The organism is Sphingomonas cannabina (genome assembly GCF_021391395.1).
GTDB classification, from domain to species: domain Bacteria; phylum Pseudomonadota; class Alphaproteobacteria; order Sphingomonadales; family Sphingomonadaceae; genus Sphingomonas; species Sphingomonas cannabina.
The window spans coordinates 692613-708740 of the sequence record NZ_CP090059.1 but is presented as its reverse complement, the minus strand read 5'-3'; the positions used below and the strand labels follow the sequence as shown (position 1 = coordinate 708740).

Here is a 16128-nt window from a genome sequence, read left to right as displayed (position 1 = left end):
GACGGGCCGATCGGGCCGTCAGCCTCCGAGGCTATTCCGAAGCGCGGGGCCACGAGGCGGGCGACGGCAGCCGCCCCAGTTTCGGTCATTGGATATGGAAGCATTCGATATCGGCATATGGGCCGGTTGCCGATTGGGAGGTTTCGGGTGGCCAGATGCGGGAAGCCGACTCCGTCAGCTACCCGTTGGGCCCGCAAGCGCGCGATCCGGCGAGTCAGCCTGTGCAGTTGCACCGCGTTTGTCGCCGCCGCTGAGCAGAAAGGGCAGAAGCAGCGTCGCGACCGCGAGCGCATATTGCGTCAGGGTCACGCCGATATTGAACGGGAACCAGATGTCCGGGATGCCCAGCTTTTTGATTTCGTTGATGAACAAGGCGGTCGCAACGACGCCCATCGTGGCCAGGGCCAAACCCCTTTGTGGGCCGCGTTTGGCGATACGGAGCGCGATCACGACAAAGAGCCCGATATAAACATAGCGCGCGAGCGTGGTCACAGCAGTTATTTCCATGATGGCGCCGACCACTCTCGCTCCCCAGGCGGCCAGGGCGATCAGCAGGACGACCGGCCGATCGCGCCCGTCCGCCCACTCGTTCCAGGCCGCGGTCCAACCGAGCATCGCGAGCGGCGAAAGGATTACAGGATTCTGCACGGCCAGCATGGGAGCGCTGAGCAGGTCGGTCCAGGATCCGATGGCATTACCCATTCGAAGGAAGCCGGTCGCGACGAGCGCGAAAGCCAACCAGCGCGCGAAACTTGGCCTGGCGATCGAACGGGCCGCGACCAGCGCCATGCATGCCAGCAATATCATCATGAACGGCAGCGCGACTTCGACGATGTAGCCGGCGATCGTCCGCATCCACTGCGCGCGATGCAGACTCTCGCCGAAGCTCGCCTCGGCAAGCGTGGGCACGCTTCTCAGACCACCGCTGACATTATCACGATCGAAGCCTGGCTGCATGAACGTCCGGATTGCCAGCACTCCCGAACGTTCACCGGTTTGCCGGGGAAGCCGCGCCAGATAGGGACGCGCGCCGATGACATGCGGATGGGCGCCGAGACGGCCGATGCCGCCGAGCGGACGGCCGTTCCAGAACATCTCATAGCCATCGTCCACCATGGTTGGGCCGAGGACCGCGAAATCGCTGCCTGCCGGGAGGGTTACATGGCGGCGATACCAACCATATCCTTCCAGTTTCGGGTGTCCGTGCGCATTCCAGCCTGACAGCAAGCCGGGCAACCCGACGTCGCCATCGCGGTTGCTTGGGAGCGACAGCAGATCGATGCGATCCCAGGTCAGGTCATCGAGCTGCGGATCGGCCCAGCTCGGATTGTCTCCGGGATGGAAGCGCCATGTGCCGTCAAGCGCGGCTGCTGGACCCGTCGGATCAGGCCGGCCGCCAATTGCCAAGGTCGCCACCACCCCCGATATGGCCATCAACGCCACGAGGTAGAATGAAAGCATCAGCCCCTTCGACAAAGAGACCTCCCTCGACGATTGCCGGCCGCAGGCAGCGGACCTGCATTCCGTTTAACCGGTTATATGGTTAGATTAGCTATGTCCGCGCGACAAGCAAAAAGAAGGCGATGACGGAGCAGATACGAATTTCGGCCGGGATCGGCGGCAGCCTGTCGCTGGAGTTCGCGAACACCGCCGGCTGGCACCTCTCCCCCGAGCCCGCGGAGCGGCTGCAAACCTGGCAGGACGTTGTCGCTTGGGCCGTTGAGCAAGGGCTGATCGAAAGCGACCAGGCGGCTGCTTTCTCGCACATGGAGATCGAGCTGGAGCGGGTGCACGCATTGCGCGAAGCAATCTTCCGGATCGGCCTTGCGGTGGCTCGGAGCGAGGATCCCGACGAGGCGGATCTGAATGCCGTTGTCCAGCGCGCGTCCGGAAGCTTGCCGACCCCGATCTGGTCGGGGAAATCGCTAAGGTGGCATTTCGATCAAGCGATCGTGCCGCTGTCGCTCCTCGGGCTGGTCGCCCGTGACTTCGTTGCCCTCCTCGCGAGCGAGCGCGCCGCGAAGCTGCGCCTGTGCGCGGGTCCGGACTGCGGGTGGCTGTTCATCGATGAAAGCCGGAGCAAGCCGCGGCGATGGTGTTCGATGAGCGATTGCGGCAATCGCTCCAAAGCACGCCGTGCATATGCCCGACGTAAAGGCTAGTCACCATCACGTGAGCGAACAGACCGGGCGAGCGTCCGCGCCTTCGCTGTCTTCGCTCGCGACAGTTAACTAGAGTGGACCATCTGCGTGTCCGCCGAACATGGGCCAACGATAGCTTCCAAGGATGGCGACTTAGCCGCTGAGCGACCGTGATTATGGGGCCGGCGACTTACACCAGTACCCGCCCTACCGATGTCGGGCCATGAGCGGTCAGTCCGTTTTGGGGCGCGAGATCCTCGATAGCTGCCGATCGAGAGCCGTCTCAGCGGAATGACCGCTTACGCCCCAAATGTAGCACTCGCTCTGGAGTCGCCTTAGTGCGGGAGCTGACATCGCACCGGTTGGCAATTAGAACGGGGCATGGATACGATCGACCGAGATAAGTTTGGCCCGCCGGACGGCACCCCAATCTTACCTTGGTTTGGTGGCGCATACACGCACGGCTTTGTCGCCCTCCATCCATTTTTCACTGTAGAAGGGCTAGACCCGAAAACCTGCGAACATGGGACGCTGGTCCTCTCAGGTTCAGCGGCACCAGCCACACTCGGTTTATTGGAGTGGATGGACGAAGAGGCGGCTAATCGACGCGTTGGCAAGGAGATTGATCCCGAAGGCGTCGATGGCGTGGCAAAGCGATATGGACGGCAGATCGGCTGGCGAACGATCTGCCAGCAGGCCGGTTTTGCCGACCACCGCGAATTGGATCAGGCTCTTCGAACGAGTATCGGCGGCCTCAGACATGACCTTGCGGACACCGCCAAGTCCGATCGGCTAGCTTCTTACTGCTCTCAGCATCGCATATTTCCGCCCACCGAAGGACGCTTCGAGCCGCTAATGCAAACCAGCCTCGCCGCCGTCTTCAGAAGAGCCGGTAATAACCAGTTGATCGTGGGAGATGAGTTTGGCGATGACGAGCGCCTAGTAAACGTTAGCCTATTGGAACAAGGTGATCTGTGGGACGGCATGACCGACCTCCCACAATATGGCGTGAAACGTTTGATCGCCCCCGATCACTCGCTTTTAGCATGGGTCCATTGGGATAGCTTCTACACACTGATTCTTGGGAAAGCGGAGGCGCTCCAAGGCCTGAAGATCGCCAGGCTATTCGAGGGGTTTTGGTGTTCCGACGAAACGGAGTCATACTGGCTTACCCAGCCGTGTATCCCACTCGTGGAATAGCTTGCAAGCAACCGGCGCCTGTCCCTGCCGCCGGCCGCAACTCTCAGAATAGAATGGCCCGCGGCAACCGCGGAATCTGTGCTCTCAAACCAGCATCGATTGCTGGGCGAAGATGCCCGCCATCGCGCCTTGCCAGGATGCCGTGGTGACCGAGGGCATAAGGGGATTGGCGAGGTCGCCGGCGGCGTAGATGCCGGGCATGCTGGTTTCGCGGCGCTCGTCGGCCTTGAGGGCGATGCCGAGGGGCATATCGACCGTGGCGAGACCCAGCGATTCATGCAGGCTCGCGGACGGCTTGTTGCGCGGATGCGCGAACAGGATGTCGACCGAAACCTTGGAGCCGGTATCGAGCACGACGGTGGCGCTATGGCTCCCGTGATGGCCGATTTCGGTGATCCGGCCATCGACGACAGGTATCTTGCGGCGCCACAGATCGGTTCGGATATCGGATGGAATTTCGTGGCCATCGGCCAGGACCGTCAAGCTGTCGGTCCAGTCGTGGAACAGCCTGACATGATTGTGCGACTGCGGGCCGGACCAGACGAGGCCCCAATGCTGGTCGGCGACTTCGAAGCCGTCGCAATAGGGGCAGGGCACGATGGATCTGCCCCAGCCTTTGGCAAAGCCCGGAACCTCGGGCATCTGGTCGACGACGCCATAGCTCAGGATCAGGCGGCGCGCCGCAAGGCTTTCGCCATCGCCAATGAGGACGGAGAAATCGTCGATGGCGCCCGAGATACTGTCGGCCCGGGCATTGACCAGCCTGATCGTGGGATAGCGCGCCAGCTGCTGCCGCGCCTCGGCCAGGATGTCCAGCGGTGGCTTGTGATCATGGCCGAGCAGGCCATGCGAGTGGCCGGCGAAGCGGTTGCGCGGCAGGCCGGTATCGAGAACGGTGACCTTGCGGCGGGCGCGGCCGAGCTGCAGCGCGGCGGCGAGACCGGCAAAGCTGCCGCCGATGATGATGACGTCATCCATGGTGATGGGCTCCGCGTTGTGAATGGAGGGGATTGGGTTGCCGGCACGCAATATGGTCCAGCCGGGCAGTGGGCAGGGCTGCTGCATCGGCGAGAAAGCCGCCCATGCAGCAGCGACCCTGAAGCCGGACCCACCTTGCCGGCTCAGCCGGCCGCAATCGAGGCATCCCATCCTCCGCCGAGCGCCCGGAAGGAAGCGATGGCGGCGCGGGCGGCGGCCGCCTTCGACTGGATTTCGGCATCGCGGCTGGCGAGAAGGCGCTGGTCGGCGTCGAGCACGTCGAGCAGGCTGGACACGCCGCCCTTATAGGCTGCGAGCGAGGATGCGCGCGCCCTGGTGAGCGAAGAGACACCCTGGTCGAGGATCTGCGCGCGGGCCTGCTGCTTGACGAGCGCCGAAAAGGCGTTCTCCACATCCTCCGATGCCCTGAGGACCGTCAGGCGATAGGCAGCGAGCGCCTCGGCGTTGCGGCCGCGCGCGGCGGCGATCTCGGCATCGATGCGGCCGAAGTCGAACAGGCGCCAGCGCAACCCGAGAACGCCGCTGGCCTGGGTGGCATTGCCGCCGAACAATCCGCCGACGCCCATGGTCGCCGTGCCGAGCAGCCCGCTCAGTGAGAATTTCGGATAATATTCGGAGATCGCGACGCCGATCCGCGCATTAGACGCGGCGAGCGTGCGCTCCGCCGCGATGATGTCCGGCCGCCGGCGCAGCAAGGCGGCCGGGCCCCCCGCGTCCGCGACCGCAGGGACATTGGGGATCGGCGCGACGGCCGCGAGCTCGGGTCGGGTCGAGCCGGGCTGGAGGCCGAGCAGCACGTCCAGCGCGTTCATCGCGGCGTCGAGATTCTGCTCGAGCTCCGGAACGCCGGCTTTGACTTGCGCCAGTGCCCCCTCGGCCTGCCGCAGCTGCAATTCGGCCGCCACGCCTTTTCGATACTGGAGTGCGACCAGATCGACCAGCTGCTGCTGGACCCGTAGCTGGTCCCGGGCGACGTCGAGCCGCGCCTGCAGGCTGCGGATCGCGACATAGGTGTCGGCGGTCTGCGCCGCGACGGCCAGTCTCGCCGCGGCGGCGCCGGCCGCGGATGCCTGCCAGTCGGCCCGTGCGGCGTCGCGGGCGGCGTCCTTGCCCCCGAAGAGATCGAGCTCCCAGCTCGCGCCGAGGTTCAGGTCATAGCTCTGCGCCTCGCGCTCGAAGCCGGGCAAGGCGCTGGCGATGCGGCCCTGCGGCGTCTCGAGCGATTGATAGTTCTCGCTGGCCTGGCCGCTGACCTGTCCGGAGGGAAGGAGGTCGGCCCTGGCGTGGCGCAGCGCGGCGCGCGCCTGCACGACACGGGCGCTCGCCTGCTGCAGGTCGAGGTTCTGCGCCAGCGCGCGTTCGACCAGGTTCGCCAGCAGCGGATCGTCGAACGATCGCCACCAGTTCACCAGATCGACGTTCGCGGCCTGGCCCGTGGCGGCCTCGACGGCGGGACTGCCCATGAACGCCAGTGGCGCCGCCACCTCCGGCGCCACATAGGACGGACCGACGGCACAGCCGCCGAGCAACCCGGCTGTCCCGACAACCGTCAGGATTGAAGATGAAATGCGCATGCGATCGTCCGCCAACAGCCCATGAACCATCTCAGGGGCAATGACTAATAACGAAAATGGTCACAATTTGTCAATCCGGGCTTTTGGCGCTATGGATGCCGCCATGAAAAATCAGAGCACAAGCAAGGCCGCCGCGCGCGGGCCGGCGGAACATTCGGTACGGGACCAGATCGTGAAGGCAGCGCGCGAATGCTTCGCGCATTATGGCTATACCAAGACGACAGTTTCGGATCTCGCGCGCGAGATCGGCTTCTCCAAGGCCTATATCTACCGCTTCTTCGAATCGAAGCAGGCGATCGGCGAGGCGATCTGCGACGAGTGCGTGAGCGGGCTGTTCGACCAGGTCCGGGAGGCGGTGGATCAGGGACAGGACGCAACCGACAAGCTGCGCAGATTTGCGAAAACCGCCACCACCGCAACCGTCGAGCTGCTCTTCTCCGATCGCAAGCTTTACGAGCTCGCGGTCAATGCCTCGTCCGAAAACTGGGAGGTCGTGCGGGCCTATACCGAGCGCTTGCAGAGCCTGCTCGAAGAGATCCTGAAGGAAGGCCGCGAGAATGGCGAGTTCGAGCGCAAGACCCCGCTCGACGAGACCCGCCGGTCGATCTTCTATGCCTTCCTGCCCTTCATCGACCCGGTTTTCCTCGAGCGCAGCCTCGACCTTCTGCCCGATGCGCAGACCGAGGTGACCGGGCTGGTGCTGCGCAGTCTCGCGCCTTGAGGCCGAGCGCTTGCTTGTGACTAGTTGACATATTGGTCACTTGATGACATCTGGTTCCGACTGGACAGGAGGAACCTGCGTGTCGATATCGTCTTGCGCCCGAACGGTCGGGATCCTTGGACTGGCAGCCGGTGCGCTGGCCGGATGCGGGCAATCGGACGCCGATCCGCGCACCGCGCCGCCGCTGGTGCGAATCGCTGCAGCCGGCGCGGCCGAGGGCGCGAATCACGAGTTCACCGGCATCGTCGGCTCGCGGGTGCAGAGCGACCTCGGCTTCCGAGTCGGGGGCAAGGTGGTGGCGCGGCTGGTCGACGCCGGGCAGGTCGTCCGCCGTGGGCAGCCGCTGATGCGCATCGACCCGACCGACTATACGCTCGTGGCGCAGGCAGCGGCCGGCACCGTCGCCGCCGCACGCGCCCGCGCGGTCCAGACCGCCGCCGACGAGGCGCGTTACCGCGATCTGGTGTCGGCAGGGGCGGTATCGGCTTCCGCCTATGACCAGGCAAAGGCTGCGGCCCTTGCCGCACGCGCGCAGCTCTCCGCCGCCGAGGCGCAGGCGCGCGTCAGCCGGAACGATGCCGGCTATACGGTGCTCGTCGCCGACGCGGACGGCACCGTCGCCGAGACGCTGGCCGAGCCGGGACAGGTGGTCGCTGCCGGCCAGACCGTCGTCCGGCTTGCGCGCTCAGGCCCGCGCGAAGCGATCGTCGCGCTGCCCGAGACGCTTCGGCCCGCGCTGGGCACGGAGGCGGAGGCGCGGACCTATAGCGGGCTTGGCGGCACCGCGCGGCTGCGGCAGCTCAGTGATGCGGCCGATCCGGCGACGCGGACCTTCGAGGCGCGCTTCGTCCTTGCCGGCGCTCCCGCGGCCGCCCCGTTGGGTTCGACGGTCACGATCCGCCTGGGCGTACCCGGTCAGGCACCGACGCTCTCGGTTCCGCTCAGCGCGATCTATGATCGCGGACAAGGGCCGGGGGTCTGGGTGATTGCCGGCCGGGCGAGCCCAAAGGTCAACTGGCGTTCGGTGAAACTGGCTACGATCGGCGAGGAGTCCGCGACCGTGACGGCCGGGCTGCGGCCGGGCGAGCGGTTCGTCGCGCTGGGCGCGCACATGCTCCACCAGGGCCAGCAGGTCCGCATCGCGGCGGGAGCGGTCCATTGAGCGAGACCCAAGAGCCCAGGGACAAGTTCAACCTGTCCGCCCTCGCCGTCCGCGAGCGGGCGGTCACATTGTTCTTCATCATCGCCATCACGCTCGCCGGGATCGTAGCCTTCCTCAGCCTGGGCCGCGCCGAGGATCCGAGCTTCACCATCAAGCAGATGACGGTGGTCACCGCCTGGCCTGGCGCCACCGCGCAGGAGATGCAGGATCAGGTCGCCGAGCCGCTCGAGAAGCGGCTGCAGGAGCTGCGCTGGTACGATCGCGCGGAAACCTTCACCCGGCCCGGCCTTGCCTTCACCACGCTGATCCTGCGCGACCAGACGCCCCCCTCTGAAGTGCAGGAGCAGTTCTACCAGGCGCGCAAGAAGCTGCAGGATGAGGCGCCCAAGCTACCTCGCGGCGTCGCTGGTCCGTTCGTCAACGACGAATATGGCGACGTGACCTTCGCACTCTATGCGCTGAAGGCGAAGGGCGAGCCGCAGCGCGAGCTTGCCCGCCAGGCGGAGGCGCTGCGCCAGCGGCTGCTCCACGTCCCCGGCGTCAAGAAGGTCAATATCGTCGGCGAACGGCCCGAGCGCATCTATGTCGAGTTCGCGCAGGACCGGCTGGCGACGCTGGGGATCGCGCCGCGCGCGATATTCTCGGCGTTGGCCCAGCAGAACCTGGTCACCCCGGCCGGCGCTATCGAGGCCAACGGGCCGCAGGTGCTGGTGCGGCTCGACGGCGCGTTCGACGATCTCGAGAAGATTCGCGATTTGCCGATCGTCGCCAATGGCAAGACCGTGCGCCTGGCGGACATCGCCGAGGTTCGTCGCGGCTATGAGGATCCGGCCACCTTCCTGATCCGCAACCAGGGCGAACCAGCCCTGTTGCTGGGCGTGGTGATGCGCGAGGGCTGGAACGGGCTCGATCTCGGCAAGTCGCTGAAGGCCGAAGTCCAGGCGATCTCGTCCGAGCTGCCGCTCGGGATGGTCCTCGATCCCGTGACCGACCAGTCGGTGAACATCTCGGCGGCGGTCGACCAGTTCATGCGGACGTTCTTCGAAGCGCTCGCGATCGTGATGATCGTCAGCTTCATCGCACTCGGCTGGCGGGTCGGCATCGTCGTGGCGGGCGCGGTGCCGCTGACGCTTGCGATCGTCCTGGTCATCATGTGGGCGACCGACAGGGTGCTGGACCGTATCACGCTCGGCGCTCTGGTCCTGGCGCTCGGCCTGCTCGTCGATGATGCGATCATCGCGATCGAGATGATGGTCGTGAAGATGGAAGAGGGGTTCGACCGCATCAAGGCGTCGGCCTATGCATGGAGCCACACCGCTGCACCGATGCTGGCGGGCACCTTGGTGACGGTGATCGGCCTGATGCCGGTCGGCTTCGCGAAGTCCACGGCGGGAGAATATGCCGGCAACATCTTCTGGGTCGTCGGCTTCGCCCTGCTCGCCTCCTGGGTCGTGGCGGTGGTCTTCACGCCCTATATGGGCGTCAAGCTGCTACCGGCGATCAAGCCGGTCGAAGGCGGCCACGACGCCATCTACGAGACGCCGCGCTACCAAAGGGTGCGTCGTCTGATCCGCTGGGCGGTGGCACGCAACCGTTTGGTGACCATCGCGACCCTGGTCGCGTTCCTCGTCGCCGGCGCGGGCATGGCGCTGGTGAAGAAGCAGTTCTTCCCCACCTCCGACCGCCCCGAGGTTCTGGTCGAGGTCCAGATGCCCAAGGGCACCTCGATCGAGCAGACCAGCGCCGCGACGGGAACGGTCGAAACCTGGCTGCGCAAACAGCCGGAGGCGCAGGTCGTTACCGCCTATGTCGGGCAGGGTGCACCGCGTTTCTTCATGGCGCTTTCGCCCGAACTGCCCGACCCGTCCTTCGCCAAGATCGTCGTGCGCACGCCCGACGAGGAGGCACGCGACGCCTTGAAGGAGCGCTTGCGGCAGGCGGTAGCCGACGGTCTCGCTCCCGCGGCGCGGGTACGGGTGACGCAGCTCGTCTTTGGCCCGCCTTCACCCTATCCGGTGGCGTTCCGCGTCAGCGGTCCCGACGTCGACAAGGTGCGCGCCATCGCCGAGCGGGTCCGCGCGATCATGGTCGCGGATCCGATGATGCGCACCGTCAACACCGATTGGGGCGAGCTCGTGCCGACGCTGCACTTCGTGCTCGATCAGGACCGACTGCGCGCGATGGGTCTGACCTCAGGCGATGTCGGCGAGCAGCTTCAGTTCCTTCTTTCGGGCGTGACGGTCTCGCAGGTCCGCGAGGACATCCGCACCGTCGACATGGTCGCGCGCTCCGCCGGCGGGGCGCGGCTTGATCCGGCGCGTATCGGCGATTTCACGCTGACCGCGACGAACGGCCAGCGCGTGCCGATCAGCCAGATCGGCACGCTCGAGCTGCGCATGGAGGATCCGATCCTGCTCCGTCGCGATCGCATGCCGACGATCACCGTGCGCGGCGACATCGCCAACGGCCTGCAGCCGCCCGACGTCTCGACCGCGATGTTCAGGAAGCTCCGGCCGGTGATCGACACGCTGCCGTCGGGATATCACATCGTCATGGGCGGCTCGATCGAGGAGGCGGGCAAGGCCAATGCCGCGCTGGCGCCGGTCTTCCCGATCATGATCCTGCTGATGATGATCGTCATCATGCTGCAGGTCCGCAGCTTCTCGGCGATGACGATCGTGCTGCTGACCGCGCCGCTCGGATTGATCGGCGTGGTGCCGACGCTGCTGCTGACCGGTCAGCCGTTCGGCTTCAACGCCATTCTGGGGCTGATCTCATTGGCCGGCATCCTGATGCGCAACACGCTGATCCTGATCGGGCAGATCCATGAGAATGAGGAGCATGGCCGGACGCCGTTCGATGCCGTGGTCGAGGCGACGGTGCAGCGCTCACGGCCGGTGATCCTGACGGCGCTGGCGGCGGTCCTCGCCTTCGTGCCGCTCACCCATTCGGTGTTCTGGGGGGCGATGGCCTTCACGCTGATCGGCGGCACGCTGGTCGGAACGGTCCTGACCCTGGTGTTCCTGCCCGCGCTCTATGCGCTCTGGTACCGGATCAAGCCAGGCGAGCAGAGTCCGCCGCCGGCAGCGGCGATGGTGGTGGCAGCAGCGTGAGCATAGCTAAACCCGTCGATCCATCTGGGATGTCCTGCCGAGGGATCGCCACCCCGGGCGGGGATCCGCTCGAGAAGATCGAGGGGCGCTGGACATTGCAGATTTTGCTTTGTCTCAATGCCGGCGAGCACCGGTTCGCGGACCTGAGAACCGCAATTCCGCGCGTCAGTGCGAACATCCTGACTGACCGGCTTCGCGCGCTGGAACGCGCGGGGCTGGTCGAGCGGCACTATCTGCCGCCGCCACGGGCAAGCCACGTCTACACGCTTGCAACGCTCGCCACTGCCTTGAGACCGTCCCTCGACGCGCTCGCAGGCTGGCGAGCGGCGTAATGCAACAGGCCGGTCCCGGAAAAGGAGCAATCGCGATGAAGCTCATGGGAACCGCGCGCCGGATCTGGCGCTCTTTCAAGGTGATCGCCGAGGCTGCAGACTATGATCCACTCGCCGAAATCACGGCGCGGTTCGAGCGGCTGGAACGCGCAATGGTCGATCTCGGCAAGAGGCCCGAGACCCCGCCTGGCAGCCCCGAGACGAATCTCTCCCAATTGCCGCGCAGGGCGCCACGGTGATCTCGGGCAGACGAAATGTGTAGCGTGGGACGAGATTATAAGAACATTATAATGCTGATATAATTCGATTGTTTTGACGCAGCTGAGGCCAGCCCCAAACCGCTCCAAGCCGGGCGTGAGAAACATGCTTGGACATGCGCCGCCGCCTTTAGCCCTGGGGTTTGGACATGCGCGGAGGCACCCGGCCGCGGTGCGGCAATCCTGTTGACCGGTAGTTTGAATCTTCGCGGCCCCCGCCTTCGCCCATCGGCCAGCAACCAATAGTAAATCGAACGATATCGTGCATATTGGAATGAAGAGTAGCTGCGGCTGAGCGCACGATGTTGAGACGAAGCGGAGGCGGCAGGCTGGCGCACCGTGGTCGGAACGCTCTATCTCTTATCGTTGCGGCGGGGCGATGCCCCGCCACTTTCGTCATGCCGCCCGGCGACGAGCCGGAAATCGGAAGTTGCCGTCAACGAGCGGCGCAAACGACCGCCGTGACCGCGGCCCGATTGCCTTCACCGGCCGATCGATAAGAGCGCCCGGATCGGGAAGGCCATCGCTCAGCATATCCGCCCAAACCTGTGCGAGCTCACGCCGGCGCGGCATGTAGGCGGCGCGATTGTAGGCGCCTTCGACCTTTTCCTTGGGGACGTGGGCCAGCATCAGGTCGATGACCTTGCGGTCATGGTCCTTGCCATGCCGCTCGGCCCCACTCGTTCATGATCGTCGAGAACGCGGCGCGGAACCCGTGCGGCACATGATGGCCGTGATAGCCGGCACGGTTGAGCAAATAGCCGATCGCGTTCTCGCTCATCGGCCGATGCGTATGGCGATTGCTCGGGAACAGCAACTCGCCGGTGCCGGTGAGCGGCCAGAGGGCCTTGAGCACCGAAACCGCATGGTGAGCGAGTGGGACGAGGTGATCGCCGTCGACCTCCTCCTTGCGATTAAGGTCCCCTTTCATGCGGGCCGAAGGAATGCGCCAGAGCGGCTCCTTGCCGTTCAGTTCTTCGAACTCGTCCCAGCGGGCTTCCCGCAGCTCGCTCGGGCGCACCGCAGTCAAGGCGAGGAAGCGCAGCGCCAGACGCGTGATCGGACGGGCATAGTCCTCCTCGGCCGTGATGATCATCTTGCGAAGCGGCGCGAGCTCTGTGATCGCGGGCTGTCGGCCGTTGCGGAGCGGCTTGAGGACGGCGTCCAGCTTCTCGGCGGGATCGGTCGCCGCGATGCCCTGCGCGATCGCGTAGACGAAGACGGCGGAGATACGCTGCCGGATGCGCTTGGCCGTCTCGATCGATCCGCCCGCCTCGACCTCCCGCAGCACGCCCAGCACGAGCGGCGGCGTCAGTTGCGCGATGGGAAGCGCACCAATCGTGGGGAAGACGTCCCGCTCCAGGCTGCGGATCACGTCGCTCGCGTGGATTGCCGCCCACTGCGCCCTGGCATTCTCATGCCATTCGCGTGCGACCCGCTCGAACGTCTGACGCCCCGCTTCGATATTGGCCTCGATCTTGAGCTTCTTCACCACGGACGGGTCGTGGCCCTCGCAAAGCTGGGTATAAGCCTCATCCCGTTTGGCCCGAGCGTCGGCCAGGGACACATGAGGGTAGGCGCCGAACGCCATGCCCTTCTGCTTGCCGTCATAGGTATAGGTCCAGCGCCAGAGCTTACCGCCGCTCGGGGTCACGAGAAGAAATAGGCGATTGCTATCGCTGAGCTTGTAGGGCTTGGGACGCGGCTTGGCCGCGCGGACCTTGGATTCGCTGAGCATTGTCGATCTCCCAAAAGTACCACGTTTTTCGACCGCGCGTACCACGTTCCGATCCCGCCGAATCACCAAATGGGCTCGGACGGATACGGACGGCCATGGCCGATCTGGTCAGCTAAACATCGGTAATCAGGGAGAAAAGGTCGATCCCAGTGGTCTTTTACGAACCCCTGTGGAGGGGTTGGTGGCGGAGCGGGAGGGATTCGAACCCTCGATACGGTTTTGCCGTATACTCACTTTCCAGGCGAGCGCCTTCGACCACTCGGCCACCGCTCCGCGAGCGAAGCGCCCTAAGGGACGCGCGGCCGGGAGGCAAGCGATTGCGCGACCTTCGCGTGCGTGCGACGTTCCGCTCATGCTGATGCCGATCCTCGCCGCGCTGCTCGCGCAAGCCGCCCCTGCCACGCCGCCCAAGCCCTATGATCCCGCACCCGAGGATTGGCGCGCGATTCCCGACGACGAGATCATGGTGATCTCGCTCACCGGCAACCGCACTGTCGCGGTCCGGCTCGCGCCGCGGTTCGCGCCCGAGCACGTCGCCAACATCAAGCGGTTGATCGCCGCGCGCTGGTGGGACGGCGAGAGCGTCTATCGCGTACAGGAGAACTGGGTGGCTCAGTGGGGCGATCCCACAGAGAAGAAGCCGCTGCCGGCGGACGTCGTGCCCTCGCCCGCCGCCGAGTTCGAGATCGGCGCGTTCGAGGCGGCGCAGCGGATGGGGAAGGCCGACGCCTATTCGTCGGCCTCGGGCTTCACCGCGGACGGCTGGCCGATCGCGACCGATGGCAAGAAGGCGTGGCTGACGCATTGCTACGGCTCGGTCGGAGTCGCACGCGACGCGCTGCCCAACACCGGCAGCGGATCGGAGCTGTTCACGCCGATCGGCCAGTCGGCGCGCCGGCTCGACCGCAACTACACGGTGGTGGGGCGGATCATCGAGGGAATGGCCAACCTGTCGTCGCTGCCCCGGAGCGAGGCCCCGATGGGGGTCTATGCCACGGCAGCCGAGCGCACCGGCATCGTCAGCGTGCGCCTGGCGAGTGAGCTGCCGGCCGCCGAGCGGCCGCATTTCCAGTATCGGGCGACGGATAACGCTCGCTTCGCCGCCTACATCAAATCGCGCGAGACGCCGGAGCCGCCGACGGTGCCGGTCGGCGCCAATGTCTGTGATCTGGCAATCGGCGTGCGCCGGGCGCCGTAGGCGAAGAACCAGCATTCGTCACCCCGGCGAAGGCCGGGGTCCACTGTGCCGCAATCGTCGGACAAGAGGTTCGAGTATCGGGCTGGAGGCTTGGTGGGACCCCGGCCTTCGCCGGGGTGACGTTAGATTCAGCGCCCCACCCAGTCGGCGACCTCGGTCGCGACCTGATTGGCCGCCTGATTGAGCGCCACGCCCACCGGCCCCGGCTCGATCGCGCTCGCCGGGACCCGCGCCTCGAAGCGGCGCTTCTCCAGCTTGCCGCCCTGCTCGCGGATCAGGCTGGCGTCGTAGATCACCACCGCCTGGTTGCCCGCGGCGTCGATGCCGAAGCTCCTGAGCTCGCCGCCGAGGGTGGCGCCGGGATTGGAAAACGCCTGCCGCCCCGACACCACCATCCGCCCGGTGCGCGCGATCAGCGTATCGGACAGCAGGCGCGCGAACAGCCGCGCGGGCGGCTCCACCCAGACGGCATCCTTGACATAGGCGATGCTGGTGTCGGTCGCGCGGACCGGCACGCGCTGCGTCGCGATCTCCTGCGGCGCGGACGGCACCACGACCGCGACCGGCGTGCCGCTGCCCGGCACCGCGCCGGCCGGCAGCGCCGCCTGGGTGTTGAGCGTCAGCAGCGACGGCGGCGGTTCGGCGCCGAAGCGGATGCAGCCCGCGACGGCGGCGACCAACGGCAGCAGGGCGAGGATCGCGAGCTTCTTCATTGGCGCTCTCCCTTCCGGGGCTTGTAATCGGGCAGCTTGGGCGAGCCGACCAGCGAGCTGGCACCGCCCTGATCGATCTTCTCGGCGACGTGCGAGAGCGACGCGGACATCACGCGCAGATCCTGGATGAGCTGGTTGATCTCGGGCAGCGTGGTCTTGGAGAAGCCCTGGATCGCGGGTTTGGCATCGCCGATCGCGCCGTCGAGGCTCTCCATGCTGTGCTGGGCGGCGGCAACGGCCTTGTTGAGGTTGCCGACCACCGGCCGGATATCGTCGCGGAGCAGACCGTTGCTGGTCGCGGCGAGATCGCCGATCTTCTCCGCGGCGTCGCCCGCCTGCTGGATCGCGACGCGCGTCTGAGCCAGCGTCGCCGCGATCTCGGGCCCGCGATCGGCGAGCGCGTCGGTCAGGCGGTTGGTGTTGGCGAGAATGCCGGCGATCGATGCCTGGTTCTTGTCGGAGAGCAGCTCGGTCAGCCGCTCGGTCAAGGTCGTCAGCCGCTCGAGCAGCCGCGGCGCCGAGCTCAGCAGCGCACCGAGCCCGCCCTGCTTGGTCGGGATCACCGGCACGCCGAACGGGCAGGCGGCGGAGGCGTCGCGGCTCGGGCAGCGGATCGGCGGCGCGCCCTTGACCGCGCCGTCGAGCTGGATCTGGCTGACCCCGGTGAAGCCGACGCCCTGGATGCTGGCGGTGGTGCCCTCCAGCACCGGCGTCTCCTCGTTCACGGTGATGCGCACGCGCACGAACTGCGGATCGGGCTTGTAGAGCGCGATGTCCTTCACCTGGCCCGAGGGTACGCCGGAGAAGGCCACCGCCGAACCCTTGGCGAGCCCGTCGACCGACTGTTTGAAGAAGATGTCGTACTCCTTCGCCTCGGCGCTGCCCCAGCGCGACAGCCAGACGGTGAACGCCGCCAGCGTCAGCAGCAGGATCAGCGTCACGGCGCCGACCAGGACATGGTTGGATCGCGTTTCCATGGC

Annotated in this window: 15 protein-coding genes and 1 tRNA gene; 8 read left to right on the top strand and 8 right to left on the bottom strand. The window is 66.1% G+C overall.

Going from position 1 to position 16128, the window contains the following annotated elements; translation table 11 throughout:
• Window positions 1–174 precede the first annotated feature (174 nt).
• Window positions 175–1476: a hypothetical protein gene (locus tag LZK98_RS03520; RefSeq protein WP_233784986.1), complete on the bottom strand. Its 1302-nt coding sequence runs from the start codon at window positions 1474–1476 to the stop codon at window positions 175–177.
• A 107-nt stretch (window positions 1477–1583) separates the two neighbouring features.
• Between LZK98_RS03520 and LZK98_RS03515 the strand changes: the two genes are divergently transcribed.
• Both LZK98_RS03515 and LZK98_RS03510 read left to right on the top strand, forming a co-directional pair.
• A complete protein-coding gene (locus tag LZK98_RS03515) occupies window positions 1584–2162 on the top strand; it encodes a CGNR zinc finger domain-containing protein (RefSeq protein ID WP_233784985.1) in 579 nt (192 codons plus the stop codon).
• A gap of 360 nt (window positions 2163–2522) precedes the next feature.
• A complete protein-coding gene (locus tag LZK98_RS03510; protein WP_233784983.1) occupies window positions 2523–3341 on the top strand; it encodes a DUF2711 family protein in 819 nt (272 codons plus the stop codon).
• A gap of 84 nt (window positions 3342–3425) precedes the next feature.
• On the opposite strand, the gene LZK98_RS03505 is transcribed toward LZK98_RS03510, so the two are convergent.
• Together LZK98_RS03505 and LZK98_RS03500 are read right to left on the bottom strand one after the other, a co-directional pair.
• Complete coding sequence (locus LZK98_RS03505) at window positions 3426–4406, bottom strand: NAD(P)/FAD-dependent oxidoreductase (RefSeq protein WP_233784981.1); 981 nt, start codon at window positions 4404–4406, stop codon at window positions 3426–3428.
• A gap of 56 nt (window positions 4407–4462) precedes the next feature.
• Window positions 4463–5914, bottom strand: coding sequence for an efflux transporter outer membrane subunit (locus LZK98_RS03500; RefSeq protein ID WP_233784979.1), 1452 nt, complete (start codon window positions 5912–5914; stop codon window positions 4463–4465).
• A gap of 103 nt (window positions 5915–6017) precedes the next feature.
• On the opposite strand from LZK98_RS03500, the gene LZK98_RS03495 reads away from it, so the two are divergent.
• The 5 genes from LZK98_RS03495 to LZK98_RS03475 all read left to right on the top strand — a co-directional run bounded on the left by LZK98_RS03495 (window position 6018) and on the right by LZK98_RS03475 (window position 11481).
• Window positions 6018–6635, top strand: a complete 618-nt coding sequence (locus tag LZK98_RS03495) for a TetR/AcrR family transcriptional regulator (RefSeq protein WP_233784978.1) — start codon at window positions 6018–6020, stop codon at window positions 6633–6635.
• A gap of 79 nt (window positions 6636–6714) precedes the next feature.
• Window positions 6715–7797, top strand: coding sequence for an efflux RND transporter periplasmic adaptor subunit (locus LZK98_RS03490; RefSeq protein ID WP_233784977.1), 1083 nt, complete (start codon window positions 6715–6717; stop codon window positions 7795–7797).
• Window positions 7794–10910, top strand: coding sequence for an efflux RND transporter permease subunit (locus LZK98_RS03485; RefSeq protein ID WP_233784976.1), 3117 nt, complete (start codon window positions 7794–7796; stop codon window positions 10908–10910). Before LZK98_RS03490 ends, LZK98_RS03485 begins: the two co-directional genes overlap by 4 nt.
• Before the next feature lie 95 nt (window positions 10911–11005).
• Complete coding sequence (locus tag LZK98_RS03480; RefSeq protein ID WP_233784975.1) at window positions 11006–11242, top strand: winged helix-turn-helix transcriptional regulator; 237 nt, start codon at window positions 11006–11008, stop codon at window positions 11240–11242.
• A gap of 35 nt (window positions 11243–11277) precedes the next feature.
• Window positions 11278–11481 carry a hypothetical protein gene (locus LZK98_RS03475; protein ID WP_233784974.1) on the top strand — a complete coding sequence of 68 codons (204 nt, stop codon included), beginning with the start codon at window positions 11278–11280 and terminating at the stop codon, window positions 11479–11481.
• Window positions 11482–11895: 414 nt separating this feature from the next.
• On the opposite strand, the gene LZK98_RS20515 is transcribed toward LZK98_RS03475, so the two are convergent.
• The 3 genes from LZK98_RS20515 to LZK98_RS03465 all read right to left on the bottom strand — a co-directional run bounded on the left by LZK98_RS20515 (window position 11896) and on the right by LZK98_RS03465 (window position 13510).
• On the bottom strand, window positions 11896–12129 hold the full coding sequence (locus tag LZK98_RS20515; protein WP_264757865.1) for a hypothetical protein: 234 nt from the start codon (window positions 12127–12129) through the stop codon (window positions 11896–11898).
• A gap of 19 nt (window positions 12130–12148) precedes the next feature.
• Window positions 12149–13237, bottom strand: coding sequence for a tyrosine-type recombinase/integrase (locus LZK98_RS03470; protein ID WP_264757864.1), 1089 nt, complete (start codon window positions 13235–13237; stop codon window positions 12149–12151).
• 182 nt (window positions 13238–13419) lie between these two features.
• Window positions 13420–13510: transfer RNA gene (locus LZK98_RS03465), tRNA-Ser, on the bottom strand.
• Between the two features lie 79 nt (window positions 13511–13589).
• On the opposite strand from LZK98_RS03465, the gene LZK98_RS03460 reads away from it, so the two are divergent.
• On the top strand, window positions 13590–14435 hold the full coding sequence (locus LZK98_RS03460; RefSeq protein ID WP_233784972.1) for a peptidylprolyl isomerase: 846 nt from the start codon (window positions 13590–13592) through the stop codon (window positions 14433–14435).
• A 128-nt stretch (window positions 14436–14563) separates the two neighbouring features.
• Here the strand turns inward: LZK98_RS03460 and LZK98_RS03455 are convergent, their stop codons facing one another.
• Both LZK98_RS03455 and LZK98_RS03450 read right to left on the bottom strand, forming a co-directional pair.
• Window positions 14564–15148: an ABC-type transport auxiliary lipoprotein family protein gene (locus tag LZK98_RS03455; RefSeq protein WP_233784970.1), complete on the bottom strand. Its 585-nt coding sequence runs from the start codon at window positions 15146–15148 to the stop codon at window positions 14564–14566.
• Window positions 15145–16125: an MlaD family protein gene (locus LZK98_RS03450; RefSeq protein ID WP_233784969.1), complete on the bottom strand. Its 981-nt coding sequence runs from the start codon at window positions 16123–16125 to the stop codon at window positions 15145–15147. The genes LZK98_RS03455 and LZK98_RS03450 overlap by 4 nt, the downstream gene beginning before the upstream one ends.
• Window positions 16126–16128 lie beyond the last annotated feature (3 nt).